The sequence below is a fragment of the Pseudohaliea rubra DSM 19751 genome (assembly GCF_000764025.1).
Lineage (GTDB): Bacteria > Pseudomonadota > Gammaproteobacteria > Pseudomonadales > Halieaceae > Pseudohaliea > Pseudohaliea rubra.
The window spans coordinates 1-17,870 of record NZ_KN234759.1; the positions used below are offsets into that span (position 1 = coordinate 1).

Annotated in this window: 9 protein-coding genes and 1 pseudogene; 4 read left to right on the forward strand and 6 right to left on the reverse strand. The window is 68.8% G+C overall.

The window, feature by feature from the left end; all coding sequences use genetic code 11:
• The 3 genes and pseudogenes from HRUBRA_RS07250 to HRUBRA_RS07260 form a co-directional block, all read right to left on the reverse strand.
• Positions 1–442: pseudogene (locus HRUBRA_RS07250) on the reverse strand (class I SAM-dependent RNA methyltransferase); the annotation flags it as partial.
• A 10-nt stretch (positions 443–452) separates the two neighbouring features.
• Positions 453–4,082, reverse strand: a complete 3,630-nt coding sequence (locus tag HRUBRA_RS07255) for an SDR family NAD(P)-dependent oxidoreductase (RefSeq protein ID WP_035515926.1) — start codon at positions 4,080–4,082, stop codon at positions 453–455.
• Positions 4,079–9,496, reverse strand: coding sequence for an AMP-binding protein (locus HRUBRA_RS07260; RefSeq protein ID WP_144244421.1), 5,418 nt, complete (start codon positions 9,494–9,496; stop codon positions 4,079–4,081). The genes HRUBRA_RS07255 and HRUBRA_RS07260 overlap by 4 nt, the downstream gene beginning before the upstream one ends.
• Before the next feature lie 498 nt (positions 9,497–9,994).
• On the opposite strand from HRUBRA_RS07260, the gene HRUBRA_RS07265 reads away from it, so the two are divergent.
• The 4 genes from HRUBRA_RS07265 (at position 9,995) to HRUBRA_RS07280 (ending at position 16,296) form a co-directional block, all read left to right on the forward strand.
• Positions 9,995–10,354 carry a hypothetical protein gene (locus tag HRUBRA_RS07265; RefSeq protein WP_035515931.1) on the forward strand — a complete coding sequence of 120 codons (360 nt, stop codon included), beginning with the start codon at positions 9,995–9,997 and terminating at the stop codon, positions 10,352–10,354.
• Positions 10,355–10,511: 157 nt separating this feature from the next.
• Complete coding sequence (locus tag HRUBRA_RS07270) at positions 10,512–11,840, forward strand: TolC family protein (protein ID WP_052094497.1); 1,329 nt, start codon at positions 10,512–10,514, stop codon at positions 11,838–11,840.
• Complete coding sequence (locus HRUBRA_RS07275; protein WP_035515933.1) at positions 11,837–13,198, forward strand: efflux RND transporter periplasmic adaptor subunit; 1,362 nt, start codon at positions 11,837–11,839, stop codon at positions 13,196–13,198. Before HRUBRA_RS07270 ends, HRUBRA_RS07275 begins: the two co-directional genes overlap by 4 nt.
• Positions 13,195–16,296: an efflux RND transporter permease subunit gene (locus HRUBRA_RS07280; protein ID WP_035515935.1), complete on the forward strand. Its 3,102-nt coding sequence runs from the start codon at positions 13,195–13,197 to the stop codon at positions 16,294–16,296. Before HRUBRA_RS07275 ends, HRUBRA_RS07280 begins: the two co-directional genes overlap by 4 nt.
• Here HRUBRA_RS07280 and HRUBRA_RS07285 read toward each other — a convergent pair.
• From HRUBRA_RS07285 to HRUBRA_RS07295, 3 genes are read right to left on the reverse strand one after another with little or no spacing between them, the layout of a single operon-like run.
• Entirely contained in the window at positions 16,293–16,634 is a 342-nt protein-coding gene (locus HRUBRA_RS07285) for a hypothetical protein (protein ID WP_035515937.1), read from the reverse strand. The two genes, HRUBRA_RS07280 and HRUBRA_RS07285, sit on opposite strands and share 4 nt — an antisense overlap.
• The gene (locus tag HRUBRA_RS07290) at positions 16,631–17,617 is read right to left on the reverse strand and encodes a universal stress protein (protein ID WP_052094498.1); all 987 of its coding nucleotides are present in this window, start codon (positions 17,615–17,617) and stop codon (positions 16,631–16,633) included. The genes HRUBRA_RS07285 and HRUBRA_RS07290 overlap by 4 nt, the downstream gene beginning before the upstream one ends.
• Complete coding sequence (locus HRUBRA_RS07295) at positions 17,614–17,805, reverse strand: hypothetical protein (protein WP_035515940.1); 192 nt, start codon at positions 17,803–17,805, stop codon at positions 17,614–17,616. Before HRUBRA_RS07295 ends, HRUBRA_RS07290 begins: the two co-directional genes overlap by 4 nt.
• Positions 17,806–17,870 lie beyond the last annotated feature (65 nt).

The following is a 17,870-nucleotide window of genomic DNA, read 5'->3' on the forward strand; positions in this document are numbered from 1 at the left end:
CGGGCGCGGGCCACGCCGGCGCGCAGGCCCCGTCGACCCCAAGGCGGGCCAGCGCCCGCTGCAGCCGCGCTTCCTTCGCAGCGAGCTGCGCCGCATAGCTGATGAACTGCCAGGGGCAGCCCCCGCAGTGGCTGTCACCGTGCCCATGGTGCGGACAGGGCGGTGTCACCCGGTAGGGGGAGGCTTGCTCCAGCGCAACGAGGGCCGCCAGGGCCGCTCGCCCGCGGCTGCCGGTGATGCGGAAGCGGCCTCCTTCGCCGGTCCAGACGCCGGGTACGAAGCACACCTGACCGCTCGGATGTTCGACCACACCATCGCCGGTGTCGGCAACGTCACGCACCGTACCGATGAACTCACTGCCGACCGCAGCGCCGGAGCGCGGCGGCCGCGGCCGCTGCTGCGCGCCCGGCTTCCTGCCCGGCGGCGCTCTTCGCCTGCTCATGAGCCTGCCGTCAGACGGTCACCGCGTTGCCGCGGAAGATGCGCGCCAGATAGCGGCTCTCCGCCGGGCTGGGTGCGGGAACGGCACACTGCAGCACCCCCTGCACCAGGCGCTCCATTTCCTCCTCCAGTTCCTGCTCGTTGGCAGGCTCCTCGGCCCGGGCGCGCCGGGTGAGCTGCACCTGATTCACCGCCGGTGTTGTCGGCAGCCGCTCTGTTTCCACGCCAAGGGTCACCGTGAAGGCGTGCAGGGCGTTCTTCACGAACAGGGCCAGAGCGAACTCTTCCCGGGAAGACACAAAGGAGGTGTCCGGCGTCAGCAGCACGATCTGGCAGTTCGGCACCAGCGCGGCGCGGCGCGCGACGCGGAAATGGTGGGTGAGCTGCTCCTCCACCAGGCGTGCAAAATCGGTGTGCGAGAGCACCCGATCCCAGGACTCGCCTTTTTCCGCCGCAAGGGCATTAAAGGGCAGCCGGGCAAAGGGGGCACTCACCACCACGTCGAAGCCGCCCTGGTTTTGCAGCAGGTCGTCCAGGGCCGCTTCCAGGTCATCGCCGATCACGCGCACGTCGATGGGGATGTTCGCCTTCGGCTCGAGGCCGTGCTGGATGTCTTCCTGCGCTTCCTTTGAGCGCGTCAGTACGGCCAGAGAGGCGACGCCGAGGGCCAGGAAGCCCTCGCCGATCGCGGCCAGCTCCTCGCGCATGGCGTCGCCGATAAGCACGACCCGCTTGCCCGCAAGCTGTGCAAGGCGCGCCGGATCCGGGGGCAGCAGTAGCTCGCCCTCGGTGACGGAGCGATCGAACTTCAGGCCGCCGGACGGGTGGAAGGTTTCGCCGCTGGCGATGTCGTCGGCGAGGTGGAACACCGTGGACAGGCCGATCTGCTCGTCCGTCGGCATCTTGTGCAGGTGCAGGCGGTTGAGGATGCCCGTCTCGATGCCCTTGGCGGCCTTCTTGACGGCGGCCTCATCGAAGAACGGTGTCGGGCAGTCGACGAAGGCCTCCAGGAAGCGCTCGGCGATCGCCGGCGGGAACAGGCCGCCGGTGGTGAGCCGGTCCATGAGCTTGCCGGCGAGCTCGCGGTTGAGCAGGTAGGCGGTGGAGTTGCCGCCTTCGCGACTCTCCTCGACCTGTACGAAGAGCCTGGGCAGTGCCTTGGCGGTGCGCGGCAGCTTGATCCCCGCGATAGCGTTCTGTGCCAGCACCGCGAGCTCTTCCGGCGTCATGCCTTCATCGAGGGCCGCCAGCACGGCCGCGTGTACGCCATTGAGGCGCTTGTTTTCCAGCACCAGGCGGCCGCGACGCTCGAACAGGCCGGGGGCGCCGCCGAGGCCGCGCAGCCGCGCGCCGTCGACGGGCCCGGGGGCCAGGGCGTTGATCTGGATCTCCGGCCCGAGGTGCCGCGACAGGATTTCTGCCAGCACGCGTTGCCCGGCCTTCGACACGGCGTAGTCCGCGCGGTTCGGGTACGCTACGGCCACGTATTTCTCCCCGCCGAAGTAGCTGGAGACGTTCATGACCACGCCGGAGCCATGGGCCTTCATAAGCGGCGCGTACTTGCGGATGAGCGAGTAGTTGGAGATGAGGTTCGCATCCATGGTGCGGTTCCACGCCTCGAGGGTCATGTCGACCACCATCTCCTCGGCGCCGGAGATGCCGGCGTTGTTGATGAGAAAGTCGACATGGCCGAAGAGGTCGATGGAGTGCTGGAACAGCGTTTCGAGGGAGGCCTCGTCGCCGACGTCGGTGTCGGCGAGGATGTGTACCCGCTCTTCGGGCTTCGGATAGCCGATGCCGCGCAGCTCCTCCACGATCTCGTCGCGAGCCTCGCGCAGCCTGGGTTCGCTGCGCGCCGAGAGCAGTACCCGCGCACCGGCGATGGCCAGGAAGCGGCCGAGCTGCAGGCCGATGCCGAGGCTGCCGCCGGTGATGACCGCGGTCTTGCCCTTGTGCAGGCCCGGGAGCACGCGCTGGATCGCCGCGGGCATGCTGCCCTTGCCGGTGGCGCGCTTGATACTCTTCGGCACCCAGAGGTTGATCGGGTCCATGCGCCGCACGCGATTGGTGAGCGTCGCCGCCCAGTCTGCGGAGAAGGTGAGGTTGTCTTCCTCCTGGTTGTCATAGCGCACGAGCTGGTTCGGCAGCGTCGCCCAGCAGCGCTCGCCTTTTTTCTGCTGCTGCGAGTCTTCGTGACGCCAGGTGCGCAGGAGCGCTTCGATCGCGGCGCGCTTGATCTCGTTCAGGTAATTGCCGTGGCCGTCGCTGGGGTTGGTGACGTAGGTCAGCGCCGGTGCCTCCGTGACCGTGCCCCAGCGGTCGAGGTTGTTGGCCAGGGCCCGGGCGAAGGCCACCGGGGAGACGATTTCGTCGCGGACGAAGTCCACCACGTCCTCGTCGCCGGCGGTGACCAGGGAGTAGCCGTGTACGCCGTTGCCGGAGCGCGGCAGCACGACCACGGCGTCGAGGCGGCCGAAGTGGTCGCGGATGTAGTCAAAGCAGCGGTCTGCCGATTCACCCCGCAGGGGCTCGAGGTGCAGCAGGTGCAGCTGGTCGAGGCCGCGGGAGGCGGTAAGCGACCGCGCGTAGCCGAGAGCCTCGAGGGTGCGGAAGGCAAGCACCACCCGGGCGCCGCTTACCAGGTGACGCTCGGCGAACACGAGGGCCTCCTCGTACTCGCTGCCACCGAGGATGAAAACCACCTGGCCGGTGAGGTCCTCGAGGCGCTTGTCGGGCCAGGACACGAGCTTGGACCGGCTCTGCGCCGGCACCTGCATGCCGTTGGTGACCTCGAAGGCGTGGCCGGATAGCGAGGCGGACTCGCCGGTGGACAGCCAGGTGATCGTCGAGGCGACGTCGGCGGGCGTCGGGTAGCGGTACTCGAGCTCGCCGTCGGGCCCCGGGCGCCGGGCGATCATCAGGTCCCGGAACTCCTGGGACGTGCTGCCGGGGTCGGCGCCCTGCAGCGCGTCCATGTTGGCGAATACGTTGTCGATGCGCTCCGACTCGATGGGCCCGGGGAATACGGTATTGACGCGGATGCCGCGCTCGTCGCCGAGTTCCAGGGCGAGGCCGTGGGAGAGCGCATTGAGGCCGCTCTTGGGCACGGTGTAGGGGATGCGGCCATAGTAGTGCGTGCGTGAAAAGATCGTGGAGACGTTCACGATGGAGCCGCACTCGGCCATGTGCGGTACCACGGCCCGGGCCATGTTCCAGGGCGCGGCGAGCAGGTTCATGGCCGAGTCGAGCATGGTCTGGTCGTCACCGCGGGCGCGCATCTCCGCTTCGCTGAAGGGAATCTCGCGCAGCGTGCGCCGGGGGCCGGCGGCGCCGGCATTGTTGATCAGCACGTCGATGCGACCGAAGTGCTCCAGGGCCGTGGCGGCGATCTCCCGGCAGACGGCGGGGTCGGCGGTGTCGCCCAGGGCCGGAGCCATGGCCGCGCGGTCGAAACCCTCGGCGGCCAGTTCGTCCATGAAGGCCTCGAGTTTTCCCCCGTTGCGGCCGGTCATGACCACCTTTGCGCCCTCGCGCAGCAGGCTGCGGGAAATCCAGCTGCCGATGCTGCCGGCCGCACCGGTGAGGATGATGACCTTGTCCGCGAGGCGTGCCCCGGCGGTGGTTGCTATGCTGTCGTTCATCGCAGTGCTCCTGCCGATCCCGTATCGATGTTTTGCAGGGTCTCGCCCCGTTTTTCCGCCTCGCGGATGGCCCAGGCCCGGTACAGCTCGTCGCGGGTTTTCAGGCCCGTCCGCGGCAGACCGTGGACGGCGACGTAGTTGGCGCCGGCGTGGCGGTTCTCCCACATGGCCTGGTGCGCTTCGTGGATCTCTTCAAGGGGCACGGCCACCGGGGCCATCACGTCACCCATGCCCGCGGCAATGTGCTCCTGCATTTCGGCGAACTCCCGCGCCGTGTTCAGGTGTGTACCGCGGATTTCCGCGCTGGGCATGAGGATGCGCCGCTGGCGCATCCATACCTGGGGCGCGTAGAAGGACAGGCGCTGCCCGGCAAGGTCTTCGGCGTAGACGACCTTGCCGATGTTCGGCTTGACCAGCGCCGTCGCGAGGCCGAGGCCGTCGCGACCGGGGCGCTCGAAGACCACGTCGGGCAGGCCGCGCTTGTCGAGGGTGTTGCGCAGCAACGGCGCGACGGCGGAGCCGATGGGTTTAAGGGTCCGGTCGGAGAAGCGGCGCACCGCCTCCTTGAACTCCCCGGATTCCCTGAAGGCATCGGGCAGCACCGGGAAGGGCCCCGGCGGATCGAACTCGTCGCCGAGGCGCCGGCCGATGGCGTCGATGCTGACGACGCCCGTGAGCCGTGTGCCAAAGCCCAGGGAGGTCACGAACTCACGTTGCGAGACGGTATCGGCGAGCACAGCGACCTGGGCACCGAGGCTGCAGCCCACCTCGATGGCCTCGATGGCCACCGGGTCGACGATGCCGTCTTCGGCGCCCGGGCCGTAGACCACCAGCAACGTATTGCCGGCGCGCAGGCCGGCTCGCTCGAACATGGCCGCTGGTGTCGATGCACCGCGCTTGCCCATGAAGGAGAAGCGGTAGCCCGAGGACGCGCCGTAGAAGGTAAGTACGCCGTTTTCCCCGAGCGCCTGGAAGGAGCGGGGGAAGGCGTTCTCGCCGGCGTGGGAGACCACGTAATCGATGTCGCCACCGGCGGCTTCCCGGACAAAGTCGACGAAGGGCTCGCCGGCTTTTTCCCAGTTGTCCCAGCCGGCAGGGTCGTCGGGCACCGGCGTAAAGCAGCCTGCCCAGCGCTCGTCGCGCCGATTCACCGGTTCGCCGCCGAAGGCGCGGACGCGCTCGCCGCGCTCCTCGGAGGAGACCATGCCGACCACCGCAAGCCCGGTCTGCCGCGCGCTGCGCAGACAGTCCAGGCCGGTACCGGTGGCGGCCCCCTCGACGAACAGGCGACGGCCTGGCTGGATATCGAGGGTGGTGAACAGGGCGCGATGGATCGTGCCCTGGGTGAGCCCGTAGGAGCCGGCTTCTTCAATGGTCAGCGTCGGCAGCTTTTTATGCAGCTGCGGCCCCTGCACCACGAGGAATTGCGCGTGACTGCCGTCGTTGCGCTCATAGCCCTGGATGCGGAAGTCCGCGGCCATCGGGTCCAGCCCCTGGTCCGGGGACAGCAGTTCGCTCTGGCCGGAGTAGACGGTGACCAGGTCGCCCACGGACAGGCGGCCCTCACGGACCAGTTCCTCGCCGAGCTGGGCAATGAGCGCCACGCCACCGGAGCCCGTGACCTGCACATCAGCGTCCCGCGCGTCGAAGGGCGACACCGGGATGCCGGTGATGGCCCAGATGTCGTTGAAGTTCATCTCCGAGGCGAGCACGAAGACCAGCGCCTCGTTCGGGCCCGGCTTCGGCGTCGGGAACACCAGCAGCTTCTCGGCCACCGCCGGGTCGCCGTGGGCCGGTGCGCCGTCGACAGCACTGCGGGCGACGCCCATGCCGTACTGGTAGGCCGGCAGCGGCGTCACGCCGGGGTAGAAGGGTGCGTCCAGGGGCAGCAGGTCGCCCCGGGCCTCCAGGCCGGCGCGTGTTTCGGCGTCGGCATCGGGTGCAACGGGGTTGTATTTGAGCGGCAGCGGTGCGCTGCGGCGCTCGAGGAAGGCGCTGATGCCCACGGGGCCCGCGGCCGGGTCGCAGACCGCCTCGGCGAAGAGTCGGGCCTCGTGCTTGAGGCCGGCGGCCTGGCCCTCGCGGGCGCCGTAGGCGATAGCGTCAACGATGCGGTCCAGGCAGTGGCCGCGGCCGCCGGCGCGCAGCTGCGCGAGCGTTGGCGCGAGCCGCGGGTCTTCGAGCAGGCGGTCGTCGTAGGGGAGCGTCTCTTCGCGAGCCGCGAGATAAGCCTGGTGCCGATCCATGGCGGCCGTCAGCAGGCCACCGCCGGCGAGGTACTCGCGCACGAGCGCCATGGCGGCTTCCACCGGCCCCTGGCCTTTGACGACCACGTCGACGAGCCCCGCACTTTCCGCTTCCGCTGCGTCCAGCGCCCGGCCGGAGGCGATCAGGCGCACGGCCTCGAGGAGGCCGTCCTCGCCGCGGCGCTGGTACAGGCGCCGGGTCAGCCGCTGCGTGCCGCCGTAGCCGGGCAGGAGGTTGAGGTTGATTTCCGGCTGACCGAAGCGCGCGTGCGGATCCGCCACCACGCAGGCACAGGCGAGCATCAGCTCGCAGCCGCCGCCGAGCGCCGGGCCGTTCACCGCGGCAACGACCGGCTTGCCGAGGTTCTCCAGCAGCGAGAAGGCCGTGTGCGCGGCGTTCGGCGGTGTCTGCGCCGACTCGAGATCGCCGGCCTCGCCGACCTCCAGCAGCTCCTTGACGTTGGCGCCGGCCACGAAGGCGCTGCCGGCGCCGGTGATGATCAGGGCTTCGATGTTGTCCTGGTGGGTGATGTGCTGCAGCACCGTGTTCAACTCGTCCAGCGAACGCTCGTTCAGCGAGTTCACCGGCGGGGAGTTGATCACGAGCAGCGCGACCTGGTGCCCCGGGATGACCTCGTGGGTCTCGACCCGGAGATGGCGGTAGCTCTGCACGATCTGGCGCGCCTGCGACAGCTGGCCGAAGGCTTTCCACTGGGCCACGGTATCGCGGATTTCGTCGACGATCTCCGGATTGCGCAGGGTCGAGGTGTCGCCGGTGGGCTCTTCCAGCAGGAGCGCTCTCAGGGTGCGTCGCATGTACTTGCCCGAGCGGGTTTCCGGGAAGGCGGAGACCACGAGGAAGTCCGAGGGCACGGCGGTGACGCCCTTCTCGGCGCGCACCAGCCCCTGCAGCCTGGCGAAGTCGTCGTCGCCGAGGCGGGCACCGGGGGCGGGAATGAGGAACGCTACCGGTGTCTCGCCCTTCTCGTCGTGCGGGGCGCCGACAACGACGGCGTTGCCGACCGGCGAGTCGCTGCGCAGCGTCTTGTCGCGCAGGATGGCGCCCTCGATCTCCTCGGTGCCGATGCGGTGCCCGGAGACGTTGATCACGTCATCGGAGCGGCCGTGCAGCGTGATGCCGCCGTCGGCGAGCTCGCGCGCGTAATCGCCCTGCGTGTAGGCGAGGCCGTCGGTCCAGCGGTTGAAGTAGACCTCGGCGAAGCGCTCGCTATCGCCGCGCCAGTCATCGGTGCCGAGGTTCTCCGCATCGCCCCAGATGGTGCGGGCGAGGTAGGGGTAGGGCCGGGTGAGTACGAGTTCGCCCTTCTCGCCGGGCTCGGCCCGACGCCAGGCTGTGGCGCGGCCGGCCTCGTCCGTTTCCGTGGCGATGCGGACCTCGGCCTGGATCCAGGGCAGGGGCCAGGTGCGGGCGTCCGCCTGCAGATCCTTGAAGTCACCCCGGGGGCATGAAAACACCATGCCGCCGTGTTCCGTGGCCCAGTAGGAATTGATGTAGCGGGGGCAGATACGCTCCATACCGAACTGCTGCACCGCCGGCGATACCGGCTCGGCGCAGAAGGTGGCGACTTTGACGCCGCTCATGTCGTAGGCGGCCATGTCCTCGATGCTCGCCGGATCGGTCATCACCGCCTTGAGGAAGGTCGAGCCCGCCTTGAACAATGTGACGCCGTGGCGCTCGATGGCCGAGGCGAAGCGGCCCGCGTGCGGGAAGAGCGGCGATCCCTCGATGATGACCGTGGTGATGCCGCGAGCCAGCGGCGCCGCCACCAGATAGGACTGGCCAGTGATCCAGCCCGGGTCGCCGACGACGTAGAGCCGGTCGTCCTCGCCGGCGTCGAAGACCATACGCATCGTGTGCGCGATGCCGGCGAGCCAGCCGCCGTGGGTGTGCACCACGCCCTTGGGCTTGCCGGTGGACCCGGAGGTGTAGATGACAAACAGCGGCCAGTCGGCCGGTACCGGGACCGCCGGCTGGCTGCCCGCCAGGGCGCGCCAGTAGTCGCCGTCGTCCAGCGTGTCGAGGGCCTCGAGGCTGTCGGCGGCGAAGCCGGTCTCGTTTGCCTCGCGGAGCAGCTCGGTCGTCGCTTCGGCCACGAGGTCCGGCGACCAGCGGTCGCGGGGCTGCACGACGATATCCTGGCCGGTGTAGCGGACCACCACGACCTGCTCCACCGTGTGGCTGACGCCGGCGAGTTCCCGCGCCACCGCAGTGCGCAGTTCTGCGGAGCGCTCCGCGGGCAGGCCCTCCTCGGCGGCCAGGGCCGCGCCGAGTTCGCGCATCAGGTCGCTGCGCTCGAGGGTGATTTCTCCGGCAACGCCGTCGCGCACCGCCGCGACGATCCGCTCCCGTGCAGCGCCCAGGTCATAGGCTCCCAGCACCTCCTCGAAGCAGGAGAGCGCCGCAGGGCGGGGAATGAAGTTGTCCAGGGCCTGGTCCGTGAAGGCTTCCTTGTAGGGCACCACTTCGGCGTTGCGGTAGCCGCCGTCCGCCGTAATGACCACCCGGGCGCCGGCGTCGTAGATCCGGTCGGACAGGGTCTTGGCGGAAAAGCCGCCAAAGACCGGCGTATAGATAATGCCGAGGCGTTTGGCGGCCTCGGTGTAGTAGATCTGCTCGAGGATGTTGGGCATATTGAAGGCAATGCGGTCGCCGCGGGCGAGGCCCAGCTTCGTCAGTACCCGCGCGCGCAGTACCGTCTCCCGGAGCAGCCGGCGGTAGCTGATGTGCTCCTCGTGCACCGGGCCGCCGCGGCCGTCGTTGCGGGACGGGTCCCAGCGGTCACCTTCGAAGATGATGGCTGTATGGCTGCCGCGGCCGCCGAGCACATGGCGGTCGACCTCGTTGAAGCAGGCGTTGGTCTCGCCGCCGACATACCAGCGATAGAAGGGTGCAGCGCTGTCGTCAAAGCCCGTGTGCCAGGGCCGCCAGCTATCGTCGTGGCCGGCCGTCTCTGCGCCGCCGGCGCCGAGGCGGTGCCAGCCGCCTGCCGGGTCACGGTTGACCCAGCCTTCGCCGTCATACCAGTGCAGTTCGCTGGCCGCAATCGTGCCGTGATAGGCACCGGGATCATCAATGGCCTGCTGCCGTTGTGCCGCTTCGTCCGCCTCGCTGGACAGACGCCCCCACAGGTCGCTGTTCGCAGTCACGCGATCCCTCCCCTCATAAATTGTTGTTATGGTGTGGTCGCCGGGCCGCCCCCCGATCGGGGCGTGGGTTTGCGCGGCTGCAAGTCAGTTACGTCTGCCGGCAAACGGCGGATCAGGGCCACGCCATGCCAAAAACCAGCCTGCAAGGCAGCCGGCTTACGAAAAGTAGAAGGCAATCCCCGTACACGGCAAGGCCAAATGGCACAATTGCCGCGTTTTTAGTAGGGGAATGAGACCCGTTTGACTTTCCGCTGACGTAGCGTCGCCTAAGGCGAGGGTCGGTAGCGCCCCCCCGGGGGGACTACCAGTCCAGTACGTACACGTAGGTGAAGACGAGGGGGGGCTAAGATGGGAGGCGTCAGGCTCGACAGGGATGCGTGGCATATCCACCGACCGCTTGCCCCAGATGATCTTTATCAGAGACAGGACGCTGCCATGGTGACGGCCCTCTGCCGGTGCTAAGCTCTGGATATCGAAGCCACTGCAACGCCTGATGCTGTGAACCGCCTGCTCCGCCAGCGTGTGCTGCGCACCATCCTTGCCCTCGGCCTCCTGGGTCAGCTGGCCGTGCCGGCGCTTGCGCTCGCGCAGCCCTGTCCTATGCCTCACGAGGGCGGGCACGCCATGGCTGCCATGGCCGAGCACGGGTCCATGGAAGACGGGGGCGCCATGGACGCCGCCGACTGCTGCCAGGATGACGGTCCCTGTCTGCTGGCGCACTGCATGGCACCGGTCGGTGCCTGTGCGGCGCCGCCGATGCTCGTCCGCCTTCCCCTCGCTGCGCCCGGCCCTGCCGCAGTGGTGCTCAACCCCCGCGCTATTCCCCAGCGCCATTTCCGTCCGCCCATCGCTGCCTGATACGGGGTAGTTGCGCCTGTCGTTTGCGGCCTTGCGGTCGCAGGCGCCTTCGCTACGCGCCCCCGGTTTGCTGAACCGGTCTGCCTGGTGTCTGTCACCCGGAATCGGTTCTCGCAGAGACAGCTTTCTGGCAAGACAGTGTGGGTGGATGAAAACCATGAACAAACCGTTTGTCGCCTGCGGGCGACTGCAACGCCGTGCCGCGAAGGCCGTGTGCGCATTGCTGCTGCTGTGTGCGGCAGCACCCCTGGCTGCGCAGCTGCGCTCGCTGGAAGACGCCATCGCCGAAGCCCTGGCGGGTGATCCGTGGCTCGCCGGCAGTGAGTGGCGCCAGGAGAGCCTGCGCGCCCGCGGCCGCGCCGCCGGCGCCCTGCCGGACCCGGTGCTGCGCCTCGGCGCTGCCAATCTGCCGACGGACAGCTTCGCCTTCAATCAGGAGGCCATGACCCAGTTCCAGGTGGGCCTCAGCCAGGCTATCCCCCGGGGAGCGACGCGGGAACTGGAGCGCGAGCGCCTGGAGGCCCTGGGCGCGGAGCAGGCCGAGCGCCGCGATGAGCGTCGCGCCCAGCTTGCCCTCTCGGTGACGGAGCTCTGGCTCGACAGTTACCTGGCGAGCCGCTCGCGAGCACTGATTGAGGGCGACCGGGAACTGTTCCTGCAGCTGCAGGAGGTGGTGGCCGCCCGCTACCGCAGCGCCCTCGGCGCTGCCCGGCAGCAGGATCTGGTGCGCGCGGAGCTCGAACTGACCCGCCTGGAGGACCGGCTCGCGCGCCTCGGCGAACAGGAAGAGGTAGCCCGGTCTCGCCTGGGCGAATGGCTGGGGGCTGCCGCGCAGCACCTTGAGACCGCACTGCCGGAACTCGCGCCCGCGGAGCCGGCCCTTGTGGGCGAGGCGTCGCTGCCGGCGGGGCGCATCGCGGCACTGCTCGGGAGCCACCCGAGCGTACGCAGCCTGGACCGACGTATCGATGCGGGGAATACGGGCGTGGCCCTTGCCGAGGAGCGCTACAAGCCCGGCTTCACCGTGAACGCCGGCTATGGGTATCGGGAGGACGCCATGGACGGCAGTGCCCGCCCTGATTTCTTCTCCCTGGGTGTAGCGGTGGAGCTGCCCCTGTTTCCCGGGGAGCGCCAGGATCAGCGGCTGCGGGCCGCCCACGCCGACACCGAGGCGCTGCGCACAGAGCGCGCGCTGTTGCTCCGGGACCTGCGGGCAGGGCTGCTGAGCGCCCGGGCCCGCCTCGCTCGCCTCGATCAGCGCCGCGACCTCTACCGTTCCCGGCTACTGAAAGAGATGGCTCAGCAGGCCGCCGCCGCGCAGGCGGCCTACAGCGCTGATGACGGCGATTTCGCTGAGGCCATCCGCGCGCGCATCGATGAGCTGGATGCGCGTATTGAGGCTCTCGTCATCGACGTGGAGCGCCAGCGCACCATTGCCCGCCTGAACTACTTCCTCGCCGGCCACCCGGAGGCAGCCCAGCCATGAACCGATCGCTTCTTGTTGTCCCCGCCCTTATCGCCGCCGCCACGGTTGGCGCCCTTGGAAACCGCTTGCTGTCGAACGCGGCGTCCGACGGTGACGCGGCCGCCGTTCGTGAGCCCCGCTACTGGGTTGCCCCCATGGATCCGTCCTATCGCCGTGATGCGCCGGGCAAATCTCCCATGGGGATGGACCTGGTTCCCGTCTACGAAGAGGGCGCCGGCGATAACCCCACGGATGACCCGGCGGGCACCGTGCGCATCGAGTCGGCGGTGGTCAACAACCTCGGCGTGCGCAGTGCCCCGGCGGAGCGCCGGACGCTGCGTCCCACGCTGCGCACGGTCGGCTATGTGCGCTGGGACGAGGACCGCCTCACCCACGTCCATCCGCGCGTTTCAGGCTGGATCGAAACCCTGCACGTGAAGGCCGCAGGGGACCCGGTGTTTGCCGATGAGCCCCTCTACACGCTCTACTCGCCGGATCTCGTGAACGCTCAGGAGGAGCTGGTGCTGGCCCTGCGGCACGACAATGCGACGCTCGCCCGGGCTGCGCGGGAGCGCCTTGCGGCGCTGCAGGTGCCGATGTCGCTGGTGCGTGCTCTGGAGGAGGATCTGCGCGTGCGCCAGACGGTTACCTTCACTGCCCGGCATGATGGCATCGTCGATGAGCTGGGTATTCGCGAGGGCTTTTACGTGGAGCCCGGCACGACGCTCATGGCCATTGGTGCCCTCGACAGCGTCTGGGTCGAGGCCGAGGTGCTGGAGCGCCAGCTGGACCGGGTGCGGGTGGGCATGCCGGTGCGCATGACCGCGGACTACCGCCCCGGGCGGGTCTGGACCGGGCGCGTGGATTTTATCTACCCGTCCCTGGACCCTGTCTCCCGCACGTTGCGGCTGCGGCTGCGGTTCGCCAACCCCGACGGCGCGCTGCGGCCGAACATGTTCACCCGGGTGGTTCTCGAGGCGGAACCCGGGGAGCCGGTGCTGGCCGTCCCCGGTGAGGCGGTGGTGCGCACCGGTGCTGGTGATCGCGTGGTGCTCGCCCTGGGTGACGGGCGCTTCCGCGCGGTCGCCGTCGAGCTCGGCGCCCACGACGACCGTTTCGTCGAGGTGCGCGCCGGCCTCGGCGCTGGTGACCGGGTCGTCACCTCCGCCCAGTTCCTCCTCGACTCCGAGTCCAGCCAGCGGGCCGGCCTTGCGCGGCTTTCCGTCGATAATGGCGCGATGGGCCGCGACGCGATGAACCACGATGCAATGGACCACGAGGCGATGGACCACGATGCAATGGACCACGATGCAATGGACCACGACGCGATGGATCACAGTGCCATGAAACACAATAGTGAAGGGGAGGGGGCGCGGTGATTGTTGCCCTGATTCGCTGGTCCCTGCACAACCGCGCACTCGTACTGCTGGGCACGCTCGGGGTGGTGCTGGCGGGCGGCTATGCCGTTTACCGGACGCCGGTCGATGCGATCCCGGACCTGTCCGATGTGCAGGTCATCGTGAAGACACCTTATCCCGGCCAGGCGCCGCAGGTGGTCGAGGATCAGGTCACCTACCCGTTAAGCACGGCACTCCTGTCCGTGCCCGGGGCCAAGACGGTGCGTGGCTTCTCCTTCTTCGGTGACTCCTACGTCTATGTCATTTTCGACGACGACACGGATCTGTACTGGGCCCGGTCGCGGGTTCTCGAGTACCTGAACCAGGCGGCGTCGTCGTTGCCGGAGGGGGTGCGCCCCGCGCTGGGGCCGGACGCCACGGGGGTGGGCTGGGTCTACCTCTATGCCCTGGTCGACCGCAGCGGCCGGCACGATCTCGCCGCTTTGCGCAGCCTGCAGGACTGGTTCCTGCGCTTCGAGCTTCAGACTGTGCCCGGTGTTGCCGAGGTGGCCACTGTGGGCGGCATCGTCAAGCAGTACCAGGTGCGGGTGGACCCGCAGAAGCTCCGCGCCTACGACGTGCCCCTGGCGCAGGTGCAGACGGCGATCCGCCGGGGCAATGGCGAGCAGGGTGCCTCGGTGCTGGAGCTCGCCGAAGCCGAGTACATGGTGACGACCAGCGGCTACATCGCTGGCGTAAAGGACCTCGGGGCCATTCCGCTCGGCGCCAGCGCGGCGGGCACGCCGCTGCAGCTGCGCGATGTGGCGACGATCGGCCTCGGACCTCAGCTTCGCCGCGGCATCGCCGAACTGGATGGCGAGGGCGAGGTGGTCGGCGGCATTGTCGTCATGCGCTCCGGCGAGAACGCCCGGGCGACCATCGAGGGCGTGAAGGCGAAGCTCGAGGCGCTGCGCGCGGGTCTGCCGGATGGGGTAGAGCTGGTCACGGTCTACGACCGCTCGGGCCTCATCGACCGGGCCGTGGAGAACCTGTGGCAGAAGCTGCTCGAGGAATTCCTCGTGGTGGCTCTGGTGTGCCTGCTGTTCCTGTTCCACCTGCGCTCGTCGCTGGTTGCGGTGGTGAGCCTGCCGGTAGGCATCCTCGCCGCCTTTGTGGTCATGCAGTGGCAGGGCATCAACGCCAATATCATGTCTCTGGGCGGCATCGCCATCGCCGTGGGCGCGATGATCGACGGGGCCATCGTGCTGGTCGAGAACCTGCACCGGCACGCCGAACGCGAGCCCCTGCACGATGGCAACCGCTGGCAGGTGGTGCAGGCGGCTGCGGTGGAGGTGGGGCCGGCGCTGTTCTTCAGCCTGCTGATCATTACCGTGAGCTTCCTGCCCGTATTCACCCTGGAGGCGCAGGAAGGCCGGCTGTTCGCGCCGCTGGCCTTTACCAAGACCTACGCCATGGCGGCGGCGGCGGCGCTCTCCGTGACGCTGGTGCCGGTGCTGCTTGGCTACTTCGTGCGTGGCCGGCTGCGGCCCGAGGCGGCGCACCCGGTGAACCGGCTGCTGGTGGCGGGCTATCGCCCCCTGCTGCGCCGGGTGCTCCGGTACCCGCGCAGCGTGCTGGCCGTTGCGGTCCTGCTGGTGCTGAGTGCCCTCTGGCCCCTGGGCCGCCTGGGCAGCGAGTTTCTGCCGCCGCTGGACGAGGGCGACCTCATGTACATGCCTACGACTTACCCGGGGCTGTCGATCGGCGAAGCACGGCGCCTGCTGCAGCACACCGACAAGCTCATTGCCACGGTGCCGGAGGTCGAGCGGGTCTTCGGCAAGGTCGGACGCGCGGAAACGGCGACGGATCCGGCGCCGCTGACCATGATCGAGACTTTTATCCAGCTGCGCCCCCGGGACCAGTGGCGGCCGGGCATGACTACGGAAGGGCTCAAGGCGGAGCTGGACCAGCTGGTAAAGCTACCGGGGGTCACCAATGCCTGGGTCATGCCCATCAAGACCCGTATCGACATGCTGGCCACGGGCATCAAGACCCCGGTAGGGATCAAGGTGGCCGGCCCCGACCTCGGCACCATCGAAGCCGTCGGTCGCCAGCTGGAGTCAATCCTCGAGAACCTGCCGGGCACCGCTTCGGTCTACTCCGAACGCGTGGCCGGCGGCCGCTATGTCACCGTGGACATCGACCGTGAGCGCGCGGCGCGCTACGGCCTCAACATCGCCGATGTGCAGGGCATGGTCGCCGCGGCGGTCGGCGGCGCCAGCGCCGGCGAGGCCGTGGAGGGACGCGAGCGCTACCCGATCAATCTGCGCTATCCGCAGTACTGGCGCGCCTCCCCCGAGCAGCTGGCGGAGCTGCCCATCGTTACCGCCGACGGGCGCCACCTGGGCCTCGGCGATGTGGCGCACATCCGCATTGCCGAGGGCCCGCCGGGCATCAAGAGCGAGAACGCGCGCTTGAACGGCTGGACCTTCGTCGATATCGCCGGGATCGATGTCGGTCAGTATGTCGAGGCGGCGCAGGCCGCGGTGGCCAGCGAGCTCGAGCTGCCGGCCGGCTACTCGCTCAGCTGGTCGGGCCAGTACGAGTACCTCGAGCGGGCGCGGGCACGGCTGACGCTTGTGGTGCCACTCACGATCGCGCTGATTGCGTTCCTGCTCTACCTGAACTTCCGCCGGGTTGCGGAGGTGGCCGTCATCCTTGGGACCCTGCCCCTGGCGCTGGTCGGCAGCCTCTGGCTGCTCTACGTTCTGGGCTACAACCTGTCCGCAGCGGTCGGCGTGGGGTTCATCGCGCTGGCCGGCGTGGCTATCGAGACAGGGGTCATCATGCTGGTGTACCTCGACCAGGCGCTCGCTGACCACGAGGGGGCGGCGACGCTGGACCGGGAAGCGCTGCGCGAGGTGGTATTGGCCGGGGCGACGCGGCGCGTACGCCCGGTGCTGATGACCGCTGCCGCCACGACCCTGGGCCTGCTGCCGATTCTTCTCGGCAGTGGTACCGGGAGCGAGGTCATGAGCCGCATCGCGGCGCCGATGGTCGGTGGTATGATCAGCGCTACGGTGCTGACGCTCCTGGTGCTGCCGGCGGTGTTCCTGCTGTGGCGGGGAAGGGGGCGTTAGCAGCGCCTGAGCAATTGCTCCACACGCTGCCGTGCCAGACCTTCCTCCCGGTCCCGGGCGGCGGCAATGATGCGCTTGGCCCGCTGCTCGTAGCGCAGGTCCAGAAGGTAGAGGCCGGCGAGCCAGCGGTAGGCGGCGAGACGCTGGAACACCGAGGGCGCCTGTGCCAGCTGGCAGAGCGCGACGAAGCGCTCTTCAAGGGGCAGGTGCTCGAGGGCGTCCTCTAGGTTGCGAAGGGGCGGCCTGACGGGTTCTGCCGGCTGCCAGAGGGCGCTGAGGTTCTGTGGCGGGGCGTCGCGGTGGGGCGCGGTGTTCTGGCGTTCAGGTGCTTTATTCACTGTGCAGTACCTCCTTCGTCAACCGCGCGGAGCTTTTCTGCCGGGGCGGCAAACTGAATCGGTGTGGTGAACCCGCGTGGCTTGAGCGCCAGTACCGGTGTTTCGGCCGCGGCGAGAATGGCCTCGGCGGTGGTGCCAATCAGTACCCCCGGCAGGGCGCTGGTGCCCACGGTGCCGAGAATAACCAGCGAAGCACGGCTATGCCGCGCCAGGGCCGGAATGACGTCGACCGGCGAGCCGCGTTCCAGGTGTCGCTCAAGCTTCACGGCCGGTGCGGCACTGACCACATCACTGGCGAGGCATTCGAACCAGGCCACGTGGTCTTTTTCCTGGGCGGCGAGGTAGGCCTCCACCTCGACGGGGGACAGGCCGGCCCGGGGGTCGTCTAGAAGCGTCTGGCCATAGGGCTGCCAGGCATGCACGAGGTGCAGCGTTGCCCCGCGGGCGGCGGCGAGGTCGCAGGCCGTGGCCGCCAGCTCGCGAGCAAAGCGTTCAGCGCCGGCGCCAGCTGCGGTGACCTCCCGGTCGACGGCCAGCAGGAGACTTGCCGCGGGTTCTTTCTGCCTCGGGTGGAGGGTCCATACCGCTGCCGGACACTTGCGCACGAGGTGCATGCCCGTGGGATTGAGGGCGGCGCCGGGACCTTCGGTGCGGGTTTCCGAGATATGCACGACCAGGTCGAACCCCTGGCGCGCGACCTGTTCGGTAACCGTGAGAAAGGGGTTGCCGGTGAGTACGGCATAGTCGAGGGGTAAGCGACCCTGGTGGGGTGCGCAGAGGCCGCGCAGGCGCTCGAAGGCGAGGCTCCAGTCGAGGGCCTTGAGGCGGGCTACGGCGTCGCCGGCGTCCAAGGTCGGGGCGGGGGCAATGACATCGCAGACGCTGAGCGCCGCGCCGGATTGTTCGGCAAAAGCGACAACCTCGGCCAGGCAGGCCTCATCGGCGGTCTCGGCGTAAACCAGGATATTGCGGAAAACACTCATGGGCTGACCGCTGCGAGCAACAGGACGGCAAAGGCGGTGGCGATCATTCCGGTGTGGGCGACCGGCGCAGGACGCAGCAAGCAGGCAAAGCGCGGAGCTTCGCTCCGCGCTAAGGGCAGCAATGCCAACAGGGGACCGGTCGCGAGGAGCAGGGCTGACAGGCTGTGAAGCGCAGGTGCGAGCGTCATGGGTCCGTCCTTTCCGTCGATGGCGGCAGTATCCGGGCCCATACAAGGCAAGTAAAATAGATATA